At 60.8% G+C, this 16,666-nt stretch carries 16 protein-coding genes and 1 tRNA gene; 10 read left to right on the top strand and 7 right to left on the bottom strand.

Annotation, left to right across the window (positions count from 1 at the left end; genetic code table 11):
- Positions 1-93: 93 nt before the first annotated feature.
- Positions 94-1,275, bottom strand: coding sequence for a hypothetical protein (locus Q0367_RS09125; RefSeq protein WP_298981744.1), 1,182 nt, complete (start codon positions 1,273-1,275; stop codon positions 94-96).
- A gap of 281 nt (positions 1,276-1,556) precedes the next feature.
- Between Q0367_RS09125 and Q0367_RS09130 the strand changes: the two genes are divergently transcribed.
- A complete protein-coding gene (locus Q0367_RS09130; protein WP_297634110.1) occupies positions 1,557-1,826 on the top strand; it encodes an Rdx family protein in 270 nt (89 codons plus the stop codon).
- 83 nt (positions 1,827-1,909) lie between these two features.
- Here Q0367_RS09130 and Q0367_RS09135 read toward each other — a convergent pair whose 3' ends face one another.
- The 3 genes from Q0367_RS09135 to Q0367_RS09145 all read right to left on the bottom strand — a co-directional run bounded on the left by Q0367_RS09135 (position 1,910) and on the right by Q0367_RS09145 (position 3,895).
- Complete coding sequence (locus Q0367_RS09135; RefSeq protein WP_297634097.1) at positions 1,910-2,665, bottom strand: Nif3-like dinuclear metal center hexameric protein; 756 nt, start codon at positions 2,663-2,665, stop codon at positions 1,910-1,912.
- 16 nt (positions 2,666-2,681) lie between these two features.
- Positions 2,682-2,900 carry a DUF951 domain-containing protein gene (locus tag Q0367_RS09140; protein ID WP_297634094.1) on the bottom strand — a complete coding sequence of 73 codons (219 nt, stop codon included), beginning with the start codon at positions 2,898-2,900 and terminating at the stop codon, positions 2,682-2,684.
- 146 nt (positions 2,901-3,046) lie between these two features.
- Entirely contained in the window at positions 3,047-3,895 is an 849-nt protein-coding gene (locus Q0367_RS09145; RefSeq protein ID WP_297634091.1) for a PIG-L family deacetylase, read from the bottom strand.
- Between the two features lie 298 nt (positions 3,896-4,193).
- Between Q0367_RS09145 and Q0367_RS09150 the strand changes: the two genes are divergently transcribed.
- The 6 genes from Q0367_RS09150 to Q0367_RS09175 all read left to right on the top strand — a co-directional run bounded on the left by Q0367_RS09150 (position 4,194) and on the right by Q0367_RS09175 (position 9,652).
- Positions 4,194-5,258 carry a PIN/TRAM domain-containing protein gene (locus Q0367_RS09150; RefSeq protein ID WP_297634088.1) on the top strand — a complete coding sequence of 355 codons (1,065 nt, stop codon included), beginning with the start codon at positions 4,194-4,196 and terminating at the stop codon, positions 5,256-5,258.
- Positions 5,259-5,308: 50 nt separating this feature from the next.
- Positions 5,309-6,718: a cysteine--tRNA ligase gene (gene cysS, locus Q0367_RS09155; protein ID WP_297634085.1), complete on the top strand. Its 1,410-nt coding sequence runs from the start codon at positions 5,309-5,311 to the stop codon at positions 6,716-6,718.
- The gene (gene rlmB / locus Q0367_RS09160; protein WP_297634080.1) at positions 6,715-7,482 is read left to right on the top strand and encodes a 23S rRNA (guanosine(2251)-2'-O)-methyltransferase RlmB; all 768 of its coding nucleotides are present in this window, start codon (positions 6,715-6,717) and stop codon (positions 7,480-7,482) included. Before cysS ends, rlmB begins: the two co-directional genes overlap by 4 nt.
- A gap of 13 nt (positions 7,483-7,495) precedes the next feature.
- Positions 7,496-8,794: a hypothetical protein gene (locus Q0367_RS09165; RefSeq protein ID WP_297634072.1), complete on the top strand. Its 1,299-nt coding sequence runs from the start codon at positions 7,496-7,498 to the stop codon at positions 8,792-8,794.
- A gap of 44 nt (positions 8,795-8,838) precedes the next feature.
- On the top strand, positions 8,839-8,994 hold the full coding sequence (locus Q0367_RS09170) for a hypothetical protein (protein WP_298981748.1): 156 nt from the start codon (positions 8,839-8,841) through the stop codon (positions 8,992-8,994).
- Between the two features lie 340 nt (positions 8,995-9,334).
- Positions 9,335-9,652 (top strand): RNA-binding protein, encoded by a 318-nt coding sequence (locus tag Q0367_RS09175; RefSeq protein ID WP_297636637.1) that lies wholly within the window; start codon positions 9,335-9,337, stop codon positions 9,650-9,652.
- Positions 9,653-9,758: 106 nt separating this feature from the next.
- Here Q0367_RS09175 and Q0367_RS09180 read toward each other — a convergent pair whose 3' ends face one another.
- Positions 9,759-11,216, bottom strand: a complete 1,458-nt coding sequence (locus tag Q0367_RS09180) for an MFS transporter (RefSeq protein WP_297636634.1) — start codon at positions 11,214-11,216, stop codon at positions 9,759-9,761.
- Between the two features lie 91 nt (positions 11,217-11,307).
- Entirely contained in the window at positions 11,308-12,870 is a 1,563-nt protein-coding gene (locus Q0367_RS09185; RefSeq protein ID WP_298981752.1) for an AMP-binding protein, read from the bottom strand.
- 200 nt (positions 12,871-13,070) lie between these two features.
- Between Q0367_RS09185 and Q0367_RS09190 the strand changes: the two genes are divergently transcribed.
- The 3 genes from Q0367_RS09190 to Q0367_RS09200 all read left to right on the top strand — a co-directional run bounded on the left by Q0367_RS09190 (position 13,071) and on the right by Q0367_RS09200 (position 15,318).
- A tRNA-Gly gene (locus tag Q0367_RS09190) sits at positions 13,071-13,142 on the top strand.
- A 70-nt stretch (positions 13,143-13,212) separates the two neighbouring features.
- The gene (locus Q0367_RS09195; RefSeq protein WP_298981754.1) at positions 13,213-13,686 is read left to right on the top strand and encodes a DUF123 domain-containing protein; all 474 of its coding nucleotides are present in this window, start codon (positions 13,213-13,215) and stop codon (positions 13,684-13,686) included.
- Positions 13,687-13,884: 198 nt separating this feature from the next.
- Complete coding sequence (locus tag Q0367_RS09200) at positions 13,885-15,318, top strand: methyltransferase domain-containing protein (RefSeq protein WP_297636653.1); 1,434 nt, start codon at positions 13,885-13,887, stop codon at positions 15,316-15,318.
- 78 nt (positions 15,319-15,396) lie between these two features.
- On the opposite strand, the gene Q0367_RS09205 is transcribed toward Q0367_RS09200, so the two are convergent.
- Positions 15,397-16,575 (bottom strand): acyl-CoA dehydrogenase family protein, encoded by a 1,179-nt coding sequence (locus Q0367_RS09205; RefSeq protein WP_297636625.1) that lies wholly within the window; start codon positions 16,573-16,575, stop codon positions 15,397-15,399.
- Between the last annotated feature and the right edge of the window lie 91 nt (positions 16,576-16,666).

Consider the following 16,666-nt stretch of genomic DNA (forward strand, 5'->3'; position numbering starts at 1 on the left):
TGACAGAACAATGCTATATCTTGTACATCGAAATCACAAACTCTGCAAAGTCTGTGATTATTTTCACACATCCAGACGTAGACGCAAACAAGTTCAGGCGGGAGCATGGACGCTCAGATACTGCTTCAACACGCCGGCGCAGGGGCCCATGATGTCGTAGGTTTCCCAGCCTGCGGTGGGCGACAGCGCAAAGATTGCGCCGCCCAGCACATAATCGTTCTGACGCATGGCGTTGTCGTACCAGACGAGCTGCTCTACGTATGCGCCCGGCCCCCACAGGCCGTAACCGTGCTCCGCCCAGTACTGCTGGAACTCTTGCCAGCCACGCGCCTCGGGAGGCCCGGGGCGATTTTGCACAAGGCCATCGACGCCGAGCTCCGTCATCACGAGCGGCAAGGTGAGGCCGGCGGGTGCAAGGATGTCCCGATACACTTTGCGGTAGCGCAGCGTCAACCATCCTTCATCCTGTGGCGTCACGCCTGGGTAGCGTCCCCTTCCATCTGCGGTGGAGAGATAGTAGATCGTCGGGGCGGAGTATTCGTGGAGTCCGAGCCAGCCATCGTATTGACGGGCGGCCTGAAGCGCCGGGAAAAAGGCGCTCCACAGCTCCAGCGGTGGCTGACCGGCGCCGAAGTTGCCGATCACGCTGCGAATGCCGCGCTCGCCGAGCAGCCGCGTGCGTTCGGCTTCAAAGTCGGCGAAGCGCGCCATCTCTTCAGCATTGGCGGCGACCGGTTCGTTGTAAGACTCCCAGCCGTCGAAGTAGGGCCGTCGCGCCGGGTCGTCGGCCAGGGGAAGCAGCGTCTCCACGAAGCGGCGCGCCTCCGCAATGGGGTCCAGGGTGGCCAGATTGATCTGCTCGAGCGAGATGCGCCCGATGATGCGCGTGCGCGGCGAGATGCGCTTGATGTCGGCGACGAAGGTGGCGTCCAATTCCAGCGTCTTCACCACCGTGACGGCCTGCGTTTCCAGCAGCTCGAAGATGCTGGGGTGATTGTGGCCGACGAATAAGCCCAGTTTGCTGGGCGGCCCAGGCGGAAAAGGCGTCGCCTGCGGCGTGGGGGTGGGAGGGGGCGTGTCGGTGGGTCGCGGCGTCTCGGTCGGCGTGGGGAGGAGCGGCGGCTCGGCGGCGGCCACCTCCGCCTCGCCGGCGAAGATTAGCGGCAGGTACTTCGTATAGGCATGGGCGGATGACGGCGTTGCGGCCGGCGACGGCGTCGCGGTAGGTTGACTGCGTCCGCAGGCGGCGAGCGCCAGGGCGGCCATGCCGCTCATGGCTCCATGCAAAAAGAAGCGACGGCTCCACGTGCGAACCGGTCTCGACCCGCTTTCTTGAGCGGAGCCTGGCGAATTTTGGGAATTGAGGACGTCGTCGTCGGTGGAAAGAGAGGAAGCTTGATTCGTTGTCGAAGTGTCATTCATGAAGTTACAATAACATTATCTGTGGATTGGCTCAAATTAAAACATCGTTTAACATCAACGAAGCGGCGATCGGATTCGTTCCCGAGGCTGCAGCGCATGGATCTCGGAGAATTGTTTTGTGGAAAGGAGGCGTTATGGAGAAGTTCGATCTCAGCATCGAATATTGTGTGATGTGAAACTACACCCCTCGAGCCCTCAGTTTGACGGGCGAACTCTTGAATCTGTTTACTCCTTACATCCGCACGCTGACGCTGATTCCCTCCGGCGGCGGGCGCTTCGAGGTGCTTGCCGGTGACGCTGTAATTTACAGTAAGAAGGCGACGGGTCGCCATGCCGAACCCGGCGAAATTGCGCGTCTGTTGCAAGAGAAACTGGGCGTGCGTCCCATGCCGCTCGAAGGGTAAGATGGCCTGGAGTCTTTGCATGGAGTTGCAAGGGGCGCCGGTGCACTGCGCGCCCCTCTGCAAACTCACTGCAAACGCGGTCATTACAGCCCTGTGGGCAGATCGACGAACTCAAACTCCAGGTCGAATTTTTCCTGCAGATGTTGACCGAGCGCCTGCACGCCGACGGTTTCCGTTGTGTAGTGTCCGCCGTAGATCACGTTGATTCCGGCGTTTTGAGCTGCGTAATACTCGGCGTGTGAGGTCTCCCCCGTGAGAAACGTATCGCAGCCCAGCGCGGCGGCGGCTGGGATTTCGCGAGCGCCTGCACCGCTGAGGATACCGATTTTATGGCTGATGCGCGGCCCATACGCCTGCACCAGACGCACAGGCCCCACGTTCTGCTCGAAGCGATCCACCAGATAATCGAATTTGACGCCATCGGGCGCCACGGCGATGACGCCGATCGGCGCGCCGTTGACCGGAGCGAACATGCCTTCGACCGTCAACCCCAGTCGCCTCGCCAGTTCGGCGTTGTTGCCGACGACCGGATGGGCGTCGAGCGCCAGATGGGCTGCATACAGGTTGAGACCGGCGACAAGATACGCGCGCACCAACGTTGCGAAATTGCCCACGAGGCGCTGCGCCGCTCCCCAAAAGACGCCATGATGCACGAGCAAGAGATCGGCGCCGCGACTCAACGCCGCTTCCACGCAGGGCATTTGAGCGTCAACCGTCCCGACAATTTTGCGCACCTCGCCGCGCCCTTCGATTTGCAGCCCTTGAGGGCCGTAATCTTTGAAATCGTGGATGCGAAGATAGTCGTCCAGATAACTCACCAGCTCAGCTCTCTGCATCATGCACCTCTGGGTGGGTTCACAGCTCTGAAGGTGGAGGCGCTCCCCGGCGGAGGAACCTCTTGACCCCGCGCGCAAAGTTCCGCCTGGGCAGAAGGACGCGACGGCCGCACGTCAGGCAGATCACGCCGATGTCTGCGCCGACGCGCACGACTTCCCATTGCTTGCCGCCGCAAGGATGCGGCTTGCGCATCTCCACCACGTCGCCGATATAGATCGGTGCAGAAATTTCGATCATGATCGCGGTGAATTCGTTGCTTGAGCGTGCTGCATATCACGAGCTGCATATTGCGTGTTGCGTAAGCGATCATTACGAATCACGCACCACGCAACACGCACCACGCATCACGCACTACCCTTTCCCTGATAGCTGCAATCAAGCGGTCAAGGCAAGCCGGCAAAGAGATCGGTCTCTTTTCCCTCGACGCCTGGGAAGACGCACGTGAACTGCTCGCGACTGGCGAGTTTCTGACGAATTTGCGCCGGCACGATCGCCAGCCAACCCGGTCCGCCTGCATACTGGCTGGCGTGCGCCTCGCTCGCCGCCTGTTTGATCGGCAACGAGTCGGTGATGTCAATTGTCGTCGTCACGGGAGTCGCCCACCGGCTGATCTCCACCAGGTTAATGTCGCGATTGCGTCCCACCGCCGTCGGGTCCTGGCCGGCCAGGCGCATCAGCGGAATGGCGACCTTGATCAGATGCTTGGGGAATGCGCTGTAGTACAGCTTTTGCGGTCGAATCGCTGTCCAATCGTCGGTGGACGCCCTGTTGCGCGCCAGGTAAAATGCAGTTGTGGTCGCCTCACAGATGCGGATGTGGTCGGGATGCCCATAGCCGCCGAACGGATCGTGGGTGACCACCACCGAAGGCGACAGTCGCTCGATATAGTCCAAAATTTCGCGAGCGACCTGTGCGATCGGTTGTTGCAGGAGCGCGTCGGGATGCTGATTCTCCGGCGAGCCGCGCATGCCGCTGTCGCGGTAACGGAGCGACCAGATGCTCTTCAATCCCAGGATGGTGGCGGCCCTCGCCAGTTCCGCCGAGCGAACTTGCGCCAGCGTATGATGGTTTTGCAGCCGTCCTTGATCGTCTACGGAGCCGGCGATGCCGTCCGTGGCGATAACGACGTGGACATCGACGCCCAAGCGTGCATAATGCGCCAGCGTGCCGCCCGGCCCGAAGCTTTCGTCATCTGGATGCGCAAACACGCCAAGCAAAACTCTACGTTGCATAAACATTACCTGTTGCTCGTTATTCTGCTCCGTATTGTCCCATGTACACCACATCCGGTCAAACTGAATAGGGTCAAACAGGCGGGAGGCGGACGCCCGGCGCCGGCTGCGGTGAAGAGGATCGCAAGCAGGGTTCCGTCAATGCACCTAGGTGTTGTCCGGCTGCGTTCATCGACAAAGGCCATGCAACATTCAGAAAAGCTGCGCAACATGAAAAAAATCGGTATAATTACGGCGCAAGCGCAGTTGCATTTATCAGGAATTGTTGGGGAGTTATTCTGGACAGGAGTTATTGGATATGCGTTTTAGCCCGCTCCTGCGCATTATAGGAACGGCGCTGTACGGTTTTATTGGATGGGAAATTGGCCTGGTCCTTTCGCGCGCGCCGGGGCTGCAGATCGACTCCTGGCAGCTGGTGATCCCTTTCACCCTGCTGGGGGCGGCTTTTGGTTTTCTGCTGGCGCCGTGGCTGGTGCGCGCACCGGCCGATGCGGCGCAGAGCGCACTGCGTCGGGTGCCGATCATCGATCTGGTGGCGGGGCTGATCGGCATCACCTTTGGGCTGTTGATCGCAGCGTTGCTCAGCGTCCCCGTGTCGCAGCTGCCTGCGCCGTTCGGCAACGTCGTGCCGCTGGTGCTTGTCTTTATGTGCGGCTATCTGGGCGCAGCGATCCTGGTGCTGCGCAAGCACGATTTTTTCAGTCTGTTGCGCGGCAACGCAGAACAGAGAGCCGGCGGCGCCCGCTCTGAAGTTGCATCGGCGCCATTGAACGGGCCAATGCTCCTGCTTGACACCAGCGTCATCATCGATGGCCGCATCGCCGACGTGGCCAAAACCGGTTTCCTGCTCGGCACGTTGACGGTGCCGCGCTTTGTGTTGAATGAGCTGCAATACATCGCCGATTCGCCGGATAGCCTGCGTCGCAACCGCGGCCGCCGCGGGCTGGAGGTGCTCGACCGCCTCCAGAACACCCCGGAGGTCGCCATTAATTTCATCGACGATGACCCCGGCGACGCACAGCAGGTGGATGACAAACTGATCAGCCTGGCGCGGCAGTACAACGCGCTGATCATCACCAACGACTATAACCTCAACCGCGTGGCGCGCCTGCAAGGCGTGCGCATCCTCAACATCAACGAATTAGCGAACGCCGTCAAGTCCGTCTATTTGCCTGGAGAAGTCATTCCGCTGAAAATTATCCAGGAAGGCAAGGAGTTCGGGCAGGGCGTAGGATACCTGGAAGACGGCACGATGGTCGTCGTGGAAAATGGGCGTCGCCATCTCAACAGCGAGGTGCTGGTGCAGGTGACCAAAGTGCTGCAGACCAACGCCGGCCGCCTGATCTTCGCTACGCCAGAGTAGCTTGTTCAATTTCTATCAATCGGTCACCGAATCACGGACAGGAATGGTTCATGGCGCTTCGCATCTACAACACGCTCTCGCGACGAGTTGAGGAGTTCGTTCCTCTGGAGCCTGGCAAAGTCAACATGTATGTGTGTGGGCCGACCGTCTACGCAGACGCGCACATCGGCCACGCCATGTCGGCGATCGTCTTCGACATGGTGCGCCGTTATCTGCTCTACAAAGGCTATGAGGTGAAGTTCGTCACCAATTTCACCGATGTCGATGACAAAATTATCCGTCGCGCTGCGGAAGAGGGCCGCGATCCGCTCGAGCTGGCCAACCATTACGCCGAGGAATATCTGCGTCACCTGCGCGACTTGAACGTCATGCCCGCCACGGTCTATCCGCGCGTCAGCACCGAGATGGACTGGATCATTCGGATGATCTCCGGGCTGCTCGAAGCAGGGTACGCCTACCGGCTGAACGGCGACGTCTATTTTCGCGTGACGAAAGACAATGACTACGGCAAGCTGAGCGGCCGCCGGCTGGAGGAGGCGCTGGCGGGCGTGCGCATCGAAGAAGACCCGCGCAAGGAGCATCCGGCCGACTTTGCGCTATGGAAGAGCGCCAAGCCAGGCGAACCGGCCTGGGATAGCCCTTTCGGGCGTGGGCGTCCCGGCTGGCATATCGAGTGCTCCGCCATGTGCCTGCATCACCTCGGCGAAGTCGTCGATATTCACGGCGGCGGCAACGACTTGATCTTCCCGCATCACGAAAACGAGATCGCCCAGAGCGAAAGCTACACCGGCAAGCCATTTGCGCGCTACTGGATGCATCACGGCATGTTGCAGCTCTCCGGCGAGAAGATGAGCAAGTCGCTGGGGAACTTGATCACCATCGATGAATTTCTCAAGGAGCACAGCGCCGACGCCTTGCGCCTCCTGATCTTCACCGGCCACTATCGCAAGCCGGTCGTTTACAGCGACGAGGCCGTGGAAAGCGCAGAGCGAAGCCTGGCGCGGCTGCGCAGCGGGCTGCGTCCGCCTCAGGGCGCCATCACCACCGGAGAGGCGGCGGACAAACTGCGCATCGCCACGGAGGACGCGCGCGTCGCTTTCGTCGAGGCGATGGACGACGACTTCAACACGGCGGGCGCCATTGCTGCGCTCTTTGACCTGGTGCGCGCCATCAACAGCGCGCGCACGGCGGGCGTGGCCGGACCTTTCTTCGTCGCTGCGCAACACACCCTGCGCGAGCTGGCGGGCGTGCTGGGACTGACGCTGGCCGAACCCGCCGCCGACGCCGGCGCAACCGTGGCGGCGCAGCCCTTCATCGAGCTGTTGATCGGCGTGCGCAACGAGCTGCGTCAGGCCAAGCAGTGGGCGCTGGCGGACAAGGTGCGCGACGGGCTCAAGGCGCTCGGCGTCGTCTTGGAGGACACCCCCGAAGGCACCCGCTGGAGATTCGAGGCCGAATGAGCGAGCTGTTGTACGGCCGTCACGCCGTCCTGGAATGCTTGCGCGCCAATCGACGTCGCATCTTTCGCCTCTGGGTGGAAAGCAAACAGCCGGAGACGGCGCCGAAGGAAGGGCCGATTGCTCAGATCGTCGCCGAGGCCGAACGCCTCAAGATTCCTGTGCGCCTCATCAGCGGAGGCCTCTTCGACCGTCTGCGCAGCGAGCGCGTCAACGCCCAAGGCGTGGCGCTGGAGGTGGGCGAATATCCCTACGTGGAGGTGGAAGATTGTCTGCGTGCTGCCAAAGCGGCAAACGAGCCGCCGCTCTTGCTCATCCTGGACCATCTGCAAGACCCGCAGAACCTGGGGACGCTCATCCGCACCGCCGAAGCAGTGCGCGTTCACGGCGTGATCATTCCCGAGCGGCGCGCAGCGCGCATCACCCCTGCGGTCAGCAACGCCAGCGCCGGCGCGGTCGAGCACCTGGCGGTGGCCCAGGTCGTCAATATCAATCGAGTCATTGAGGATCTGAAGAAGCGCAACGTCTGGGTCGTCGGGCTGGACAGCGACCCCTCGACGCCGCCGTTGGCTCAGGCCCGGCTGGATGGAGCACTTGCGGTCGTGGTCGGCAACGAGGGGGAGGGGCTCAGCCGCCTGACGCGTGAAAAATGTGACTTCCTGGTGCGCCTGCCGATGTGGGGCCGCGTCGAGAGCTTGAACGCCGCCGTGGCCGGCAGCATCGTGCTGTATGCAGCGCGACAGGCGCGAGCCGGTTCTTCCTCTTGATGGGGCTTGAGCCATGGAAGCAGACGCAGCTCTTCATACAGAAGTCCGGCCAACCTCCACCGATGTTGCTGTGACGCTGTTGGACGCCTCGCATCCTCGCTGGGCGTATGAGCTGGAGCGGGCAGGCATCCTGCTGGGATTGAGCGCCAACCCGGCGCTCTTTCCTTATCATTTTCTGTACGTCACCTTAAGCAAAATCGGCGGCAAATTGGCGATCTTCCGCCGCGGCGCTGCGACGGTGGGGGTGGGCTTTCTCTTCCCGCGCCGCCTGAGCCGCAACGGCGACCGCGTCCACAGGACCTACACGCTCCGCTTTCACTCGGTTTGCGAAGGCGCGGTCGATGCTCACGCCATGGTGGCGGCCTGCCGACGCGTTTTGCCCGATGCGTCGATCGTTTTCTACGACCCGACGGGAGGGCTCTCCTACTATCGCACTTCCGTCTCCTACGGCATGGTCGAGATCGGCCGCCCCGATGAGTTTGAGGCGGCCGAAAGCCGGGCGATTCAGCAGCGGGTCTGGGGCGCTGCGGTTGAGTTTCTCTACCCCGGCGATATTCACTCCTCTGAATTCGGCGCAGGCACATCCCTGGTCGCCCGCGTCGACGGCAAGACGGCGGGGTTCCTGTTTGGGTTCTATTCCTTCGGAGGCGTCCCTTTGCCGGCGGATTGGGAAGAGCGTTTCAACGGCGCGTTTCGCATCGAGTCGCAGACGCTTGGGGTGTTGCCGGAATATCGAGGGCTGCGCATTGCCAATCTGCTGAAAAAACAGCAGGCTGAACTGGCCTGGCGCGAGGGCGTCGGCGTCGTCTCCTGGACGGCGGACCCGTTGCAGTATCCGAATGCGGCGCTCAATTTCGGCCTGCTCAAGGCGGTGGCCTTTCATTTTACGCCGAACCTCTATCCCTTCCGCAACGAGCTGAATCGGATTCACGCCTCGCGCTTTGCGTTGATCTGGCTGGTGGGCAGCAAGCGCGTGCGCGAGGTGGCGCCGTTGGGCGCGCGCGCCGAAATCTTCGACCTGAGCCATCGATTGCGCATCCCGCGCGTCAACGATGGCTGCCGCACTGCGCGCTTCGACCTCGACGATGAAATCATCGCCATCGAAATTCCCGCAGATTGGACCGCTCTGCAAGCCGGCGATCCCGTCCAGGCGCAAGAATGGCGCTTGTTGACGGACGAAATTTTCGGCGCCTATATCGGCCTGCAAGAAGGGCGCTACACGGTGACCGGCGTGGGCACGGCGGGAGAGCGCCGCTTCCTGATCGCAGAGCGGAGCGGAGAGTCGCTGTGGCGAAGGCTGGGGGAGGAATGATGGCGCAGGGGTGAGCCGCACGTCCGGCGGGCAGACGCTGAGCTTTGTCTACGACGCCGAGAACCGGCTGGTGGGGGGTGAGCGGGGCGGCGAGCGCCGGCTTCGTCTACGACGGCGACGGCCGGCGGGTCAAGGGGACGGTCAACGGCGTGACGAGCTACAGGATGATCTTTTTCGTTTTCCCACTTTTTCGGGGTTGACACAACACGCCAGACAGTCTACAATCGGAGATAATCTGTGATAGCGGCTCGATGAGGCCGTGGTTGTACGCTCCACGTTTCCTCGCCTCCATTCTCGCCATCGAATGGACGCCGCGGTGATGGTTGGATGGCGTTCTGAAGTGGTCTGATGCCTCGATGGCGTTTCTCACACCGAAACTTTCACTTTTGATTTGAGATGCAAAAGATCCCTCGCTATCTTCGTGTCGCGGGCGTATTTTGGCTGGTGTAGCGTGTCGTATCGCAATCGGAATCGGTTCATCATCCTTCGTTCTCCCTGAAAAGTATTTTGTATCAAGCTCTATTGTTGGAAAAGGAACCTATGAACATCTACGTTGGAAATCTGTCGTATCGCACCACCGAGGATGAGTTGCGCAGGACGTTTGAAGCCTACGGCGCTGTCACCTCAGCATCGATCATCCGAGACCGGGAAAGCGGCCAGTCGAAGGGCTTCGGTTTCGTTGAGATGCCGTCGGACAGCGAAGCGTTGGCGGCCATCAACGCCCTCAACGACAAAGAAGTGGGTGGGCGACGCTTGAAGGTCAACCAGGCGCGGCCACGCGAGGAGAGCGGCTCCCGCGGCGGACGCCAGCAAGCGCGTCCACGCAACGACTACAACAGAGACCGCAATCGCTGGTAAATCGCAAGACATCACAGACGCACACCTCGCCAGGCATCTTCTGGGAAGCTCAAGGCTTCCCAGAAGATGTTTTTGCGCCTTTTCACGCAGAAGCGCTTTAGAACTCTCACGCTGCAGCGCTGCCCTCTGCACTCATTCCTTGTTGGGCTCTGGCCAGACGCTGCAGCGGGATGAAGGTCATCAACAGGAAAAGGAGCATGCCGGCCAGCCGCCCGGCGCCGGACAGCAAGAAGATGAGATGAAAACTGACTGTATCCGCCAGGTAGCCTCCCAATAGCGGTCCGATGAACGCGCTTGCAAAGACGCCTGTCTGATAGAGCGCCACCGCGCGCGCTCTGCCGACGTTCGGCGTCACCTGCAGCAGAAGGTTGAAATTCGCCAGGTTGAAGCCCGCCCACAAAAAGCCGCCGAAGAGATTGTTGACCCCCGCCTGCCACGCCTCGGTGTAAAACACCCAGGCCACCGGCAGGAGCACGATGGGAAAGCCCGTCACGAGCTGCAAAAAGACGGCGCCGCGACGGTCGAGCAGCTTTCCAAAAAAGATCTGACCGCCGATGGCCGACAGGCTGGAAATGCTGGCGAAGAGGCCGACCGTGCTTGAATCGGCGCCCAGGTGCGTGACCAGGTACACGTTGAAAAACGGGGCCGCAATCTGCAGCGCCAGGTTCCAGATAAAGCCGCTGACGACGAAACCCAGAAAACCGGGGCTGCTTTTGAGCGCCGCGCTCAGACTGCCGGTCTGGCGCACCTGTTCCGCGTGTTGAGCAGTGCGAGGCTCGCGTATCCGCGCAAACTGATAGGTGCCCGCCATGCCCAGCAAAAAGGCAATGAAAAAGCTCAATTGATAGCCGAGATACGGGTCCGCCTGCCATTGGTTGCCCGTCCGGATCAGCCAGCCGGCGACAGCCGAGAAGATCAACGTCGCCAGCCCCATGGTCAAGTTGCGGATGCTGAAGTAGCGGCCGCGCATGAACTCGGGCACGAGGTCGGCCACGAGCGCAGTCCAGGCCGGATTGGCGAAGTTCGCAGCGAAAGCGCGCAGGCCGTTGAGCGCTGTAATCGCCAGGATGGCGATCGTCGGCGGCAATGTGAGCAACGGCAGCAACGCAAGCAGCAGGAGCGTTAGGCGCGCCACCCCCCCGCCGCTCCACAACACAATTCCTTTGCGGTTGCCGGTCTTCTCCATGAGCCGGGCGCCGGGAAAGAGCGCCGCAGCGCCGGCCAGGTTGCCGATAGCGGTGATCCAGCCCACCTGCTGGTTGGTGGCGCCATAGGCGAGCGCAAAGAGCGGAATGAAAGCCAGATAGAAGGCTTCGCTCGCAGCCGAAAAGATGCCGTCGAGCCAGAAATGGCGCAGGTTGTTGACCTGTCGAATGGTGAGCGGCTGGGGCGCCTGTTGATCGATCGTGCGCTCCATCGGCCTGCGCACCAGATACCAGTTCCAGCGTTGGGGGCGCAGATGGTCAAAAACGCCGATGCGCCGCTGGGGGATGTAGTTCATCAACTGGCGCATTCGCTCTTCGCGCGCACCGGTGCGGCGCTGGCGATTTTGGCCGTTGTTCAAAGATGCATCCTTCATCGTGGAGCCTCGGTTTCGTCGGGTGAGAACTTAAATGGGCAACGTTGTGGGTGCTTGCAGCGATAGATGTTTGTTCTCATGGCAGGGGAGAGAGGCGCTCCGTCGGGCGTTGACAATAGGCGTTGCGAAGAGCGCTTTTTTGCACCTTCCCCAGCGCATTGCGCGGCAGGTCGGTGGTAAAGAAGACGCGCCTGGGCGTCTTGTAGGGAGCCAGGCGTTCACGGCAAAACTGCATGATCTCCTCTGGGCTGGCCTGTGCGCCCGCGCGCAGCACGACGACGGCGGTCACCTGCTCCCCCCATTCCACGTCCGGGCAGCCGATCACGGCGCTGGTCTCTACAGCAGGATGCTCGTTCAGCACAAGCTCCACCTCAGAAGGATAGACGTTGTAGCCGCCGCTGATGATCAAGTCTTTGGAGCGCCCTTTAAGCGTGAAATAGCCGTCGGGCTGGCGCAGACCCAGATCGCCGGTGCGCAGCCAGCCGTCCGGGGTGAAAGCTGCAGCAGTCTTCTCGGGTTGGCGCCAGTAGCCTTTGCAGACGTTGTCGCCGCGCACCTGCACCTCGCCGACCTGGCCGTCAGGAAGAGGGGCGCCGCTCTCAGGATCGACGATGCGCACCTCGACGCCGGGCAACGGCAATCCCACGGAGCCGACGCGGCGCTCGCCATGCAAGGGGTTGGAGAGAATCATGCCCGCCTCGGACATGCCGTAGCGTTCGAGCAGCTGCACGCCGAACTGCTCCTCAAAGCGATGGAAGAGCTCTTCAGGCAGCCGGTCGGAGCCAGAGGTGACAAGACGCATATGCCGCAGCGAGTATCGTTCCGCGCCGGGCGCCTCCACCAATCGACGGTGGATGGTCGGCACGCCCATGAAGACCGTGCAGGGCCTCTGCACCAAAAGCTCCAACGTTTGCAGCGGCTCAAAGCGCGTCAACAGCACGATGGTCGCGCCGGCGTTGAGTGCGCCGTGCAGGGCGACGATCAGGCCATGCACATGAAAAAGCGGCAGCACATGCAGCAACACGTCGTCGCTCCGCCATCCCCACGCCTCATGCAGGCTGTTGAGATTGGCGGTGAGATTGCGATGCGTCAGCTCCGCGCCTTTGGGCCGACCGGTCGTGCCGCTGGTGTAGATCATCAGGCAGGTGGCGTCGGGATCGTCGGGCAACGGAATGGCGGCTGCATCAGCCTCGGCGAACGGTGCAAGCAGGCGCTCGAAAGCGCTCTGCGTCTTTCCTTCCAGCCCGATCACCTCATGCACGCAGGGCGCCTGTATGGAGAGCTCCTGCATTGCGCTTTGAGGAAGAACATCCGTAAAAAAAAGCCGCGCCTCTGCATCCTGGAGAAAATAGAGCAGCTCACTCGGCGTGTAGGCGGTGTTGAGAGGAAGCGAGATGGCGCCCAGCCGCATTGCCGCCAGATGCAGACAGATGAAAGGCAACCCTTTCCCAAGCTGGATGGCGACGCGGTCGCCGGGTTGCACGCCCTTCTGTCGCAACATCGCCATCGTGCGCAACACCATCGCTTCCAGTTCGCCATAACGCACAACTTGAGGCGGCGCTGTCGGATCGTCGATGCGCTCGAGGGCGATTCGTTCCGGCTGGGAAAGACAAAGGGAGCGAAGGGTCTCTAGAAACATGGTTCGACGAATCTCAGATCACTTTTCTTACAACGCATGCAAACATTGGTTGCATCACGAGCATCTTGCATAATCTTTCATGCTATACCTGTTTTCTCCACATGGCAAAAACGTCGTGAAAGGTGGAAGGAATAAAGCGGAACCGAATTGCGCTTCATTTGACAGCGACGCCCGACATGACTATACTTTTATTTGAATCTGCGGGTGTAGCTCAATGGCAGAGCATTTGCTTCCCAAGCAAAGGGTTGAGAGTTCGAGTCTCTTCACCCGCTCTATTCAGATAGTGATATGCACTGTGGGCGCCTGGGTTGCCAGGCGCTTTGCTTTTTAGGGGTGTTCGCTGTGAAAGAGAGCCTCCTGGCGCCCGCCGAACCGGGCAGCTATATCCTTCTTCTCTTTTCGCCGAAACGCTCTGCGTTGACGGTGGGGCGTTTGGGCGATCTGACGGTTGAACCCGGCTGGTATCTTTACGTAGGCAGCGCCCTGGGAGCGGGAGGGCTGCGCGTCCGTCTGCGCCATCATCTGCGACCGCTGCGGCGTCCACACTGGCATATCGATTATTTGCGCCAGGCGTGCGATCTCCGGGCAATCTGGTTCGTCGCCAGCGCCGAACGATGGGAGCACCGATGGGCGCAGACGTTGAGCGCAATGGAGACGGCCATGCCCCTCCCCGGTTTTGGCGCTTCAGATTGTCGATGCGTCTCGCACTGTTTTTTTCTAACCGAACAGCCCACACTGGCTCAACTGCAACAGCAGTTGCTCCATTCCCACCCTGGACTTCCTTTTTTGCATGAACTGGCTCCGTCTCGTGATTGACATAATTACAGTGCGACTTTGAGAGGAATCCTGGAGGCCCAGAGGGGTTTGGCAACTCGGTTCGTCTCTGGTATGATCGCGTCATAAAAATGACTAAAAAGCTTCTTGAAGAGCGCTGAAGGATAGCGGGTAAGCAACTTGTCATTTACGCCGGACCCTCTTCTGTCGATCGATCATCTTTCCTCTTCACCATTTGAGGTGCGACTCCTCCTGATCTGTCATGCGGAGGGGATGCAGAATCGTTACACCGGGCTGGTGCAGCGCGGTGAATCTATCGCCGACAGCGGGTTGACCGCCTTCGGCTGGGAACAGACGACTCAACTTGCCCAATGGCTGGCGACCCATGAGACGATCGACGTGCTCTATTCCGCCCCGCTGCTCCAAAGTCGTCTCACCGCACAGCGCATCGGACAAACGCTTGGGCTTCCGGTGACGGTGAACGAGCGCATTCCAGGACGCTTCCCATCGGATCTCGCGCTGCCAGGGATGTGGGATCGCAACGAGCGCACCATTCTGCATTTCGATCCGCCGGCATCCATCCCACCCGATTCGCCCTATGGCATCTATCTGCACAGCCTGATCGAGGAATTGGACGCTATCATCCAGGCCAACTGGGGGAAGTCCATTGCGATTGTGCTCAGCGGCAACGCCGTCGCCACCACGGTGCGTCATTTCGCCGGCGCCCATGGGCTTCCGATTGCAGTCAGCCACACCGCCATCACAGAGTTGCGCAGACAGGACGGCGTCTGGTCGCTGGTTTATGTGAACCGCCGTGAACATTTGCCGGTCGGGATGGCGCCGGCGCCGCGCCAGCGAACGGCGACTCTGAACGTAGACAACGGCGGCGAGATCGCGCAAGACATTGCGCGCATCGTCGCCGCCTATGGCCGCGCCTCGTTGCAGACAAACCCGCCGCGCAACGCAAAACGCATCCAGCGTCTGCAGCATCTGCTTAAATTCGCCCAGCTGCCCAAAGGATTGAGCGTGCTCGATGTCGGCTGCGGCTCCGGTGAGCTGTCGCTGCTGCTGGCCGAAGAGGGAGCGAGAGAGGTTGTCGGCATCGACATCAGTCCGGCAATGCTGGAGGCGGCCGAGTTCATGCGTCTCAGCAGTCGCTCGCCGGCGGCCGCGCGCGTCAGTTTTCGCCTGGCACCGGCGCATGCGTTGCCTTTCCGAGATGAACGCTTCGACGCCGCCGTCTGCCGGCTCGTTCTGCATCACAATCATCGGCCTCAGCTGATCCTGGAAGAGATCGCGCGCGTGCTGAAGCACGGGGGCGTCCTGATCCTCGCAGATCTGCTAAGCACAGATGACCCGGTGAAGCGCGCCACGCAGAATGCGATTGAGGAGAAACGCGATCCCAGCCATGTCGCCATCTTCAGCGCCGAGCAATATCGCAAACTGGTGGTGGGCGCAGGTTTTGCCATCGAGGCGGAGCAGGTCGCCGTCTTCGAGCGCGAGCTGGAGGAATGGTTGGACGATATGTACGCGGAACCGGAGACGCGCACGGTCGTGCGCGAGATGATCGAAGCGGGTCTGGAAACAGACGCCGCCGGACTTCACGCCCGGCGGCAAGGGGATAAACTCTTTTTTGAGCAGCGCTTGTTCTACATCAAAGCCGTAAAACCCTGATCGTTCGGCGCAAGGAGCGACTGCGCTCGCCATCCTCCTCGCCTCAGAGCGCAGGCTGTTTCATCGCCTTGACCAGGCTCACCCCTTGTAGAGCTCGCGCAGAATAATGCTCTTCTGAATCTGCGTGGTGCCTTCGTAAATCTGATAGATCTTGCTGTCGCGCAACAGTTTCTCCACCGGATATTCGCGGCTATAGCCGTTGCCGCCGAAGACCTGGACGGCGTCGAGGGCGTTGAGCACAGCGGCGTCTGCGGCGTAGGCCTTCGCGACTGCAGCCTCCATGGTGTTGCGCCGTCCATGGTCGATCAGCCACGCCGCTTTCCACGTCAGCGCGCGTGCGGCTTCGACGCGAATCTTCATGTCCGCCAGCATGAAGCCGACGCCCTGGAAACTGTGGATCGGTTGACCAAAGGCGTACCGTTCATTGGCGTAGCGAACCGCTTCGTCCAACGCGCGACGAGCGACGCCCGTGGCGGCCGCGGCGACAGGCGGGCGGCTCTTGTCGAAGACTTTCATGCCGATCATGAAACCGTCGCCTTCGCGTCCCAGCAAATTTTCGACCGGCACCTCCACGTCCTCGAAGAAGACCTGACAGGCTTGCGCTGCATGTTGCCCCATCTTTTCGAGCGGCTTGCTGGTGCTGACGCCCTTCCATTCGCGCTCGACGATGAAGCAGCTCATGCCTTTGTGTCTGCCGTTGGGGTCCGTCTTGGCGAAGACGGTGAAATAGCTGGCCACCGGGCCGTCGGTGATCCAGGTCTTTGTCCCGTTCAGGATATAGCGGTCGCCCTTGCGAATCGCCGTCGTTTTGATGCCTGCGACATCCGAGCCGGCGTCCGGTTCGGTCATGCAGTAGGACATGATCTTGCCCTCTTGCGTGAGCTTCGGGAAGTATCGCTGCTTTTGCTCCTCGTTGCCTGCGATCAAGATCGGCAGCACGGCCAGCTGGTTGAGCATGAGCGCAGTCTGAATGCCGGAGCAGCCGTAGGCGAGCTCCTCGCCCACGATGCACTCCTCCAGGACGCTGGCGCCGACGCCGCCGTATTCTTCGGGAATGTTCAGGTTGACAAGGCCCACCTTCAGCGCTTTTTTCCAAAGATCCCACGGCCATTCCCCTGAAACGTCATAGCGTTCGGCCGCGCCTGACTCGATGATCTCTTTTCGTGCAAAGTCGCGAGCGAGATTCTGGAGCATCACCTGATCGTCGGTGAGGTCAAAATTCAGGCCGGAGCTTTGTTCCTCCATCGTGGCTAGCATGAGCAGTTCCCCTTCAATTTTTTAGAACCATGGATTGTCTGGCAAATCGTGATGCAGCCGGCTGGGGCCGGTGCGAGGCTTCTGCTTAATT

Origin of the sequence: uncultured Caldilinea sp., from assembly GCF_937128415.1 — a bacterium.
Taxonomy (GTDB): domain Bacteria; phylum Chloroflexota; class Anaerolineae; order Caldilineales; family Caldilineaceae; genus Caldilinea.